Annotated in this window: 9 protein-coding genes; 6 read left to right on the forward strand and 3 right to left on the reverse strand. The window is 57.2% G+C overall.

All coding sequences use genetic code 11. From position 1 onward, the window contains the following. Window positions 1-126 precede the first annotated feature (126 nt). Window positions 127-765, reverse strand: a complete 639-nt coding sequence (locus tag PHX60_RS15385; RefSeq protein WP_300079539.1) for a transposase — start codon at window positions 763-765, stop codon at window positions 127-129. 503 nt (window positions 766-1,268) lie between these two features. On the opposite strand from PHX60_RS15385, the gene PHX60_RS15390 reads away from it, so the two are divergent. Both PHX60_RS15390 and PHX60_RS15395 read left to right on the forward strand, forming a co-directional pair. Further along, on the forward strand, window positions 1,269-2,426 hold the full coding sequence (locus PHX60_RS15390) for an ATP-binding protein (RefSeq protein ID WP_300079542.1): 1,158 nt from the start codon (window positions 1,269-1,271) through the stop codon (window positions 2,424-2,426). Window positions 2,427-2,697: 271 nt separating this feature from the next. After that, window positions 2,698-3,567, forward strand: a complete 870-nt coding sequence (locus PHX60_RS15395; protein ID WP_300079544.1) for a hypothetical protein — start codon at window positions 2,698-2,700, stop codon at window positions 3,565-3,567. A gap of 50 nt (window positions 3,568-3,617) precedes the next feature. Here PHX60_RS15395 and PHX60_RS15400 read toward each other — a convergent pair whose 3' ends face one another. Further along, window positions 3,618-4,256, reverse strand: coding sequence for a hypothetical protein (locus tag PHX60_RS15400; RefSeq protein WP_300079546.1), 639 nt, complete (start codon window positions 4,254-4,256; stop codon window positions 3,618-3,620). A 1,529-nt stretch (window positions 4,257-5,785) separates the two neighbouring features. Between PHX60_RS15400 and PHX60_RS15405 the strand changes: the two genes are divergently transcribed. The 4 genes from PHX60_RS15405 to PHX60_RS15420 all read left to right on the forward strand — a co-directional run bounded on the left by PHX60_RS15405 (window position 5,786) and on the right by PHX60_RS15420 (window position 8,385). Then, complete coding sequence (locus tag PHX60_RS15405; RefSeq protein ID WP_300079548.1) at window positions 5,786-6,028, forward strand: hypothetical protein; 243 nt, start codon at window positions 5,786-5,788, stop codon at window positions 6,026-6,028. A 114-nt stretch (window positions 6,029-6,142) separates the two neighbouring features. Further along, the gene (locus PHX60_RS15410; RefSeq protein ID WP_300079550.1) at window positions 6,143-6,400 is read left to right on the forward strand and encodes an Arc family DNA-binding protein; all 258 of its coding nucleotides are present in this window, start codon (window positions 6,143-6,145) and stop codon (window positions 6,398-6,400) included. Beyond that, complete coding sequence (locus PHX60_RS15415; protein WP_300079552.1) at window positions 6,397-6,816, forward strand: type II toxin-antitoxin system VapC family toxin; 420 nt, start codon at window positions 6,397-6,399, stop codon at window positions 6,814-6,816. Before PHX60_RS15410 ends, PHX60_RS15415 begins: the two co-directional genes overlap by 4 nt. A gap of 279 nt (window positions 6,817-7,095) precedes the next feature. Continuing rightward, complete coding sequence (locus PHX60_RS15420) at window positions 7,096-8,385, forward strand: Fic family protein (RefSeq protein ID WP_300079555.1); 1,290 nt, start codon at window positions 7,096-7,098, stop codon at window positions 8,383-8,385. Window positions 8,386-8,638: 253 nt separating this feature from the next. Here PHX60_RS15420 and PHX60_RS15425 read toward each other — a convergent pair whose 3' ends face one another. Next, a complete protein-coding gene (locus PHX60_RS15425) occupies window positions 8,639-8,767 on the reverse strand; it encodes a transposase DNA-binding-containing protein (protein ID WP_300079557.1) in 129 nt (42 codons plus the stop codon). Between the last annotated feature and the right edge of the window lie 350 nt (window positions 8,768-9,117).

Raw genomic sequence — 9,117 nt, forward strand, 5'->3', positions numbered from 1 at the left:
ACGACTCAAGATTGGAAAAACAGCTTTGTATGCTGCGCTACAACCGGCCAAAGCCACAACAACCAACATCTGAAAAACGCTTCGGTAGGCTTAACGGGTTTTATTTTCCTTTTTCTACAGCGACCCCTACCGCCCCATGCCCACAGACGTTGAATTACCGAGTTCGCGTGCAAACCAGGCGGTAGCCTTGGTCAGCAACTCTTTCTCTGCCCGCAACTGCTGCACCAGTTCTTCCAACGCAGCAATGCGTTCTTGCTCCGCCGTCCGAGCTTGGGCGCTTGCAATTTGCTCGGACTCAAACTCCCGTACCCAGCTGCACACGGCGCTGTAGGTCAGGTTCAGTTCTTTGCTGATTTCACTGGTGCTCAGGTTGCGCTCACGCCTAAGCTGGACAACCCATCGCTTGTAGTCTTTGTCAAAGTAGCGGCGAGGCCGGCGCTTTTTCAAACCAACGGTTGACTGAGCGGCGTGGGAGGCCTGCAAGGTGGCTTGATTTTGCGATTCGACAGTGGTGTTGACTGCTGCACCGGAACTACTCATCGACCGCAAGCGTTTGAGTGCGGTGACACCACGAAGACCGCGGCCCAATGCGTGCTCTAACTGAGCGACAGCTGGGGCCCTCGGATTGAGGTCTAGCACCAATTCCAAGGCATCAGAAAGTCCAGTTGCTGCCCGCTGGAGCAATTTCATAATTTCGAGGTCGGTGTGGGTTTGAGGGTTGTCCTGAACGGACGGCGCAGTCGAATGCGCATGGATGTTTTCCATAAAGAGAGCTCCTCTTCGAGACTCAGCAGAACCTAACCCCTGCGTTTTGAAGCACAGTGTTAGGTGGCGGGATGTTCAAAACGCAGGAAGAGCTGCGCGGCCAGCCTTACAGCGTGGCCCATCCCGCCCAAAAATCTGGACGTGACAAAACCCCACTTACCGGTGGGGGTTGCAACCGCTCTTCCTAAAGGTGTTTTGAAGCACCAGACCTTTCGGCCCAACCGGAATTTACCACGGAAGCCCACACGTTGTTAGAACTCTGAACGGGGCGACATGCAACCGTGGTGCTGCGATCTCTCGCCACACTCACCCAGGCAATGCCCCACCGGAACAAGCCAAGCACCCGACGCAGGTACCGGGTGAACTCCCATACCGCGGTGCCCCACCCAGAAACGGGCCACACGCGATGAGCCCAGAGCTACCGAGCAAAGTCGTACATCGTTGCACTGCCTCCAAGATTAGCCATCTTGAATAATTATTTAAATTGGCTAAAAATGGATAACATGAGCCGCCCTGACCTTTACCACCGCACCGACTACGCCAGTGACATGGCCAAACAATTACTGCACCCCAGCGCTTTGCAGTTGCAGGTGCGCTCGGGTGTTTTTTTGTCGGGCATACGGCGCATTGGCAAAACCACGTTTCTGCGCCAAGACCTCATCCCCGCACTGGAGGCTATGGGTGCCCTGGTGGTCTATGTTGACCTCTGGGTGGACCGCAGCAAAAGCCCTGCCGTCTTGGTGCACGAAGCGGTACGCACCACCTTGGCGCAGTTGGCCACCCCTGGCGCCGGGATGCTGGCCCGATTCAAGGGCCTGAATGTGGGGGCTGCTGGCTTCACCTTTGGTTTCCAGGTCGATACCGTGGGCAAAGAGGGTGGTGCAAGCCTTGCACAGGTGTTCACCGAACTGGTGGACAAGGTGCAAACCAGCGTGGTGCTTCTTGTGGATGAGGTGCAGCAGTCCCTGGGCACCGAGGAGGGCAGCAACTTGTTGTATGGGCTCAAGGCAGCACGTGATGCGGTCAACACACGCCCAGGCACACCGGGTTATCTACTGTTCGTAGGCATGGGCTCGCACAAGTCGCTGGTGACCGATATGGCCACCCGGCGCTCACAACCCTTTGCCGGGGCAGTATCCACCGCCTACGAGCCTTTGGGGCCGGAGTTCATACGTTGGAAATGCGAGCAGCTGCAATCGATTGCCGGAGTCAAGTTGCCCGCAGAAAGCGTCATGTGGGACGGTTTTGTGGCCCTAGGGCAGCGCCCGGAGGAGTTGCAAAACGCCCTCATCCAGCTTCAGACCCGCCCTGAACCGCCTGATGTGGCATTTCCCATCATTTGCACCACCCTGGCTTCTGCGGCGGCAGAGGTGGAGTTGGCCACTCTAGAAAACCTGGGCACCTTGGCACAGGCCATTTTTGACCGCATTGCCCAAGGCAACGAAGCAGGTGAATCAGGGCTGTTTTCCGCAGAGGCTCTGGGCCGTTATGCAGCGCAGATAGGCATGGCGGCGGACCCGCCCCAAGTGCAAAACATGATGGACCGCATGATTGCTGCCAATCTGATTCACCGGCAGTCCCACGGTGTGTACGCGGTGTCCGACCCATTTGTCCGACAGGTCTGGCGGCAACGCAAAGCGCTGCAAATCCCAGCACCGTGAGCACGTTTGAACGAGGCAGCGCCCACCAGCGGTGTAGCGATCTTTGGCCACACCTGCCCGGGCGATACCCTCGCCGGGATAGACCAAGCCCCCGGTGAGGACACCGGGTGAGCCTTAATGCCACAAGCCTGCCCCACCCAGAAGCAGGCTAGAGCCCACCCCGGCACTACCCGGTAGCGCATCCAGGTAAGAATTTTTTGCCCTACGGCCCTGTCTCGCCCCTCTGACGTGCCTATACGAATGTCCTTTCTTGTTTTTTGAGGACTTTTTCATGGGCACTGATTCCACCGACATTTCCCCCGACAGCCAAGACCTGACCAGCGGCCCTTTCTCCGTCTCGCTCAAGGTCAACCGCACCAACGCATCGCTCTATCGCAACTACTACATCCCACGCAGCAGCGAACAGCCGGGCTTCTCGAAACAGCAGCTTTTGTGCTCTTTTTCCATTCATAAAACCGAGATTCCCATAAACTTTCACAACCATTTGCTGCAAGCAACGACTGGACAACCTGACCGATACGAGCAGCTGATGCAGCGCTTGAAAACCCGCGTTTTAGAACCCGCGCGCCAACGCCAGCAAGAGCGCGAACAACGAGAGCAGCGCGCCCGCATGCAAGGGTGGCTCAACTTGGCACTGAACCAAGTCCAGCAAGCGGCGTGTTGTGCTTATCGGGATGCCCACCTGGGTAACCCGCAGATTCAACAGGCTGTGCTCCAACTGCTGCAAGAAACCAAGCCTTTGCTCTTTCCGCCCAACTCTGTGGCCGCTGAAACAAAAACGGTACTGAACTCCAGCCAAGCCGAACAAAAGCTGCAGCAAGCGCTACAGACCCTCCTCCAGGGCTACCAGCAAATCCAGCAGATGCTGTCCCGTACAGGCGGACAATTTGCACCGAGCTACCAGTTTGACCCCGAGACCGTCCACCGAGTGCAGCAACTGTGGTTCCGCCATTCCGATGTCATTGCTGCATGCAGCAGGTACAAACCGCTCAAGCGTGCCAACCACTGGAGCCAGATGCGCGACAAGGTGATGGGTTCAAGCCATGTGGAGCCTGTTGAATACCTAGACGACACATCCGAGCACAGCCTACCCGGTGAAGATATATCACTCACTGACATCACCGAGCAGGCACCAGAGTGACGCTGGCATCACCACGGCCCAGTCACCCTGATAAAACTGGTGTGACCGGGTTATGGGCGCTCGGCCAGAAGTAGCCGCTCGCCGTGGCTCACTTTTTGCACAAAGAACAGGTGTGGCCGTTCACCGCGGTACCCCTTGGCCCAGGCATGCTGCTGTAAATCCCAGGACTGCTGGCGCACCCCGTGGAATCCGGGCTGGTTCGCAAGGCGCTGCAACGTCTCCTGCACTGCTGTCTGGTGACCCTTGCCCAGCTGCTGATTGAGCAAGGCATAGGCATCTGCCATCTCCTGCTTGCTGCGCCGCCAAGTCCAAGCGGTGCGCCCGCGCTCACTCCTGCGCACCAGCTCATAGCCCAGCCACACGAGCCGCTTTTTATCGGTCACATCGCGCAGCTGCTCCCCTGATTCCAGCTGCCCCTGGGTAAACAGCATCAACCACTGCACCGTCTGGGCATTGGGCGGGTAGTACATCACCAGCAAAACACTGGCCAGGCCATGTCGCTTGCGGGTTAGCCGCTGCGCGGGGGTGGCACCAATCGCATGGCGCTGGTGCAGCTTATTCGCCAAGGCGTGGGCCTTGTGTGCTGCGACTTCTCCCAAGGTGTAGCGGGTGTACCCCTTCGGGATGCTATCGAGGACCCGGCTGAGGGCGGCAGTTTTGCAGTTGGCAATCGGGGTGGATGCAGGCATCGGGAACTCCAAAAACAACGTATAGCGTTCGCGAACCCGATGGCAGCGCCGGAGCGCTGCTCCTTAGCAGCAGTGGGATTTGCAGTGTGATTTCGTGCGGCGCAGCCGCACGTAATGATGTTCCAAGGAAAAAAGATCGGTACGCCAGGTTTTTGTAGCTATACAGGTATAGGCAACACACCAAAAAGTGATTTGAAGCAGACAGGCAACATGCAAAGTAGCGATGCGAAGGCATCGCACAACTTGCATGCGCAGCGGCCTGCCTATGTGCTCTTGCTATTGCAGGAGCACCCAGGCAGGTCGCCAAACTGCAACACACACGGCCGAAAGGCCAGCCGGGGCGCCACCCCGGAAGTGACGTGAATCGCCAATTCACGCCACGAGCAAACGCTGTAGCCGCATGCCTCTAATAGGGCTGGTGCGGTTGCGAGGAGCGCTGGGGGGTGAAACTCCCTCCTTCGACTCCATCACCGGGTGAGCCCCAGCTCACCCACAGTTGTTGGGCGACCGTGAAACGGCGCCGGGCAGGAAATGGCCCGGTGACCTGGTTAAAGGCGAAAGTCGGACAAGGCCGACCGGCGGGACGTATCGAAAGAGCGTAACGCTTGCCGCACAGGATGGCTTCTGAGGTACTGGTGACAGTGCAGGACGTGGAGGGGAAACCTGGAAACGTTGGCACCTCGGGAAACCGGGGGTCGATGAATAGCTCAAACCTGTAACGGCACCCTTGGAGGGTGCTGTGCGGAGCAACGTGGAGCCATAGGCATGAAGCCGTGGTTCGTAGTCGATGATGCAAGCGGTGAGTAAAGGAAGGGCTCTGGAACATCGCCTCCTTGAAATCTACGGAAAGCCGAAAGGCTAGCCGCTTTGCTGAGACAGTGGCGCCACGTTGCGCAGTAGCTTTAATCTAAACGGGGAACCTCTTGCCGTACGAGTTTGGTTGGCACCGGCTCGGCTTGATGGACAAGAGGGGGAGACTCGATGAGTAGGGTTTGACCCATTTTGCGATACGACCGAAGCACATGGGGAGCTGCCTTGAGCAGCGGCGGGTTTGGCGACCCGCTTCCGAAAGTTGGGAGCGTTTGCGAAAGTGTGTGTTTACCCCCTGTAAAGGGGAATAAATGGGCTTGGCGGCCCGTTGCAGCGATGTGCCGCGTTCTCACCCTGGCCGGTGGCAGCGCGACCCCAAATCTTGGCGGATTTGGTAGCGAGTACAGGGAGAACCTACTCCAGTTCGACCGGATCGCTCCTGATGGAGTACCGGGTGATTCGTTGGGCACCGGCCACCCACACCGGGTGATGGTGCATGCACCTGCCATTGGCTTAGGCTAAACGGCAGTCTCACGACCAGCGCCGACATCTGTCGGGCTGGTTACTCCAAAGCCCCTCCTGCCCTCCAGGAGGGGCACTTGGCCTGGACTTCAGGCAACTGCAGCAACCTATTAGGGGAGGATTCCACTGGGTGGATAGCTTATAATAAAATAACGACGTTATAAAATAAAAAATTAATAAAATAAATTCGTTATGCAATGAAAGATGAAAACGACATCAAAACGGCTGAGCTACTGCCAACCGATATGCAACGGCGGGGAGTTGGCAGACCGAAAAAGTACGAGAGTGCAGCAGAGCGGCAGAAAGCCTACAGGCAGCGACTCAAGCAACAGGGAAAGAGGGTGGTGTCCAAGGTCGTGCGCGATGTGCGCGACGACACCAAGCCGCTGATTTCTGACGTTCTGGATCTGTCTGAAGTGCGCGGGGCACGCGGCGTATAAGGTCGGTGCAAGTTCGGGGAAGTCTCTAGCCCGCACCTGACCATAACGGGACGGCTGTTTTTGGTATCAAACTTATAAAATGACATCATTGGTATCTAAAAAGGAATGATGCAAATGGCCAACGTAAACGTAAGAAACCTGCCCGATGAGGTGCATCGGGCCATCCGTATTCAAGCTGCACATCATGGTCGCAGCACCGAGGCCGAAATCAGAGATATTTTGGAGCGGGCAGCCAAACCAGAGGGGCGCGTGAAACTTGGCTCGTTTCTGGCATCCATCGCCCGCGAAGCCGGTGGCCTCACAGATGCAGAAGTCGCAATCTTCGAGAGCGCGCGCATCAAGTCTCCAGCCCGCGCCGCGAGTTTTGAATGATTCTGCTCGATACCAATGTAATTTCAGAACCGCAGCGCGCGAGCCCGAATGCCCATGTTCTTAGCTGGCTCGACGCGCAAGCACTGGAAACCCTCTACCTGTCTGCCATCACGGTGGCCGAGTTGCGTGCCGGTATCGCGCTGATGCCCGCAGGAAAGCGCCGGGATCACCTGCATGAAAATCTGGAAAAACGCCTGCTGCCGATGTTTGCCAATCGGGTGTTAGCGTTTGACATGGCTTGCACCAAGGCTTATGCCGAGTTGCTGGCCAAATCCCGCGCTGCTGGCTTGGCGATCGCAACAGCTGATGCCTTTATTGCAGCAGTAGCTCTCGCCAACAACTTTGCCGTCGCCACCCGCGACACCAGCCCATTCGAAGCCGCAGGCCTCGAAGTCATCGACCCCTGGGAAGCGTAGCAAGGAAAGCATCCAGCCCGGCCACTACGCTAGAGAAGGGTCGTCGCAGAGTTTGGAATTTAAAGCACTACAAGGGCTTCCCCAGAAGTCAAGCAACGCCTGACCTGGGCGGCTTGCACAGCAAGTCACCATGGAATGTTGTTGGAGGTTGCATACGCGCTACAGGGGGTGTTCATGTACGTTTTCTGAAGCGACCCTTATCACCGCTGTCTATGTCGCAAAAAATCGGGGAATTTAGTCTTTTTTCATAGGCAAATGTAGGCACATAGAATGTCGCAGATGAAGACGCAAATTATCACGCGATACGACTCCCCACACCAGTTTGAACCGCTGCTGCCATCCGAGGCACTGATGGGGCCATTACTGGAACAAGCCAGCGATTTGACACGTAAGGCTACGGCCTTGAGCATGGCTTCTGGCAATGCGGCCCAGCACGAGTTACGTAAGCTGCTGCGCAGCATGAACTCCTACTACACCAACCGCATCGAGGGCGAACATACACGCCCCAGCGATATCGAACGCGCGTTGCAGCAGGACTTTTCTGCCAACGCCGATTTGGCACGCAAACAGCGGCTGGCGGTGGCCCATATCCAGACCGAGGCACATTGCGAGGCTGAGCTGGATGCCAAACGGGTGGTCTTGGGCGACGAGGTCGCACGCTGGCTGTACTCTGCTGATGCGCTGTCTTGGTTGCACCGGGAACTGTTTAGCGGTTTGCCAGCCGATGACCTTCAGCTTTCCGACGGCAGTGCCATGGTGCCCGGTGCGTTGCGTCGGCGTGGCGTGGCCGTGGGTCGGCACGAGGCCCCGGCCTGGGAGGCCTTGCCCGACTTTATGCAGCGTTGGCAAACGGTGTACGCCAGCACGCGGCGCGGAGAAGCGGCCTTGGTGGCCCTGATGGCCTCGCACCACCGTCTGGCATGGATGCACCCGTTCCTCGATGGTAACGGGCGCGTGGCGCGGCTGCACACCCATTTGTTGCTGCACAGCTGGGGGCTGAGCAATGGTCTGTGGTCGCCCTTGCGGGGCTTTGCCAGAACGGAGTCGCGCTATAAGTCCCTGCTGCAAGCGGCCGACGAACACCGGCGCGGGGACCTGGACGGGCGGGGCAACCTGACACAAGCCGGTTTGGTGGAGTGGATTCGTTACACCTTGGAGGTGTGCATCGACCAAGTGGATTTCATGGGCCAACTGCTCAAAGTTCAAGGGATGCGCGACCGCATCCAGGCTGCACTGACTTTTGAGGCCGCTGTGGTGAAGTCGGGTGTGCGCACCGAGGCACTGATGCCGTTGCACTATCTGTTTGCCACCCAAGGCGAGCTGGGACGTGCCGACTTCAAAGCCATGACCGGTCTGGGCGACCGCCTAGCCACATCCCTGGTATCGGCCCTGCTGCAACGTGGGTTCGTGGCCACTGACTCGCCCTACGGCAGTTTGCGTTTCGCCATCCCTCGTCATGCACTGCGCTTTTACTTTCCAGTGCTGTGGCCCGAGGCCGAGCAGGATCAGGCGCTTTTGGACGGTGAGATGGGGACGATGGCTGTACGACACCGCAAGCAACCCCATTAAGGGCATCCCATTACACATAAGTCGGCGAGACTTTTCTATGATGTGAAAAAGTACCTTTTTTGCTTAAATTTTGTGCAAATTTGGTACTCCGGAGCAGCATTGGCTGGCAGCAAAAATCAAGCTTTTTGGTTGATTTCACAAAAATTGAACGTAACTTATTGTTTTTAAAGCAAAAAACTTGTGTTTAATGGGATGCTTTGTCCCAGCTAAGCTGCTCGTTGGATAAAAAGCGGTAGGCCACAGCAGTTTCGGCCTAGCTGTGGCAGGCATTGGGGATGCGCGCGCTGGGGTTTTGTCCCAGGCACTCGGCCAACAGTACGACGCGCCGGTTCAGGCGCTGGTCACCCAGCTCTATGGTTTGGGACTCATCGGCCAGTCGCATCGCGACTTCCTATCATCTAGCGGTCAGGGGTGCAGTGTAGGTAGCGGGAGACTTGTGTGTAATGGGATGCCTTTGTGGGTGGATTGAGCAGCGCTTATGTGGCTGACCAACTTTACACCAAGGGGTCGCTTCAGGAAACGGAAAATAAAGCACTACAAGGGCTTCCCCAGAAGTCAAGCAAAACCTGATGATGGCGGCCTGCACAGCAAGTCACCATGGAATATTCTTGGAGGTTGCACACGCTACCGGCAGCTCTGGCAGAGACTTTCAATACAAGGTGCGGACTGGCTGTACTACAAACGGTCATTGATGCAGCTCAAGTGCTGCGGACCCTGATGAAAGACGCACGC

Source organism: Giesbergeria sp., assembly GCF_028686475.1.
GTDB lineage: Bacteria > Pseudomonadota > Gammaproteobacteria > Burkholderiales > Burkholderiaceae_C > Simplicispira.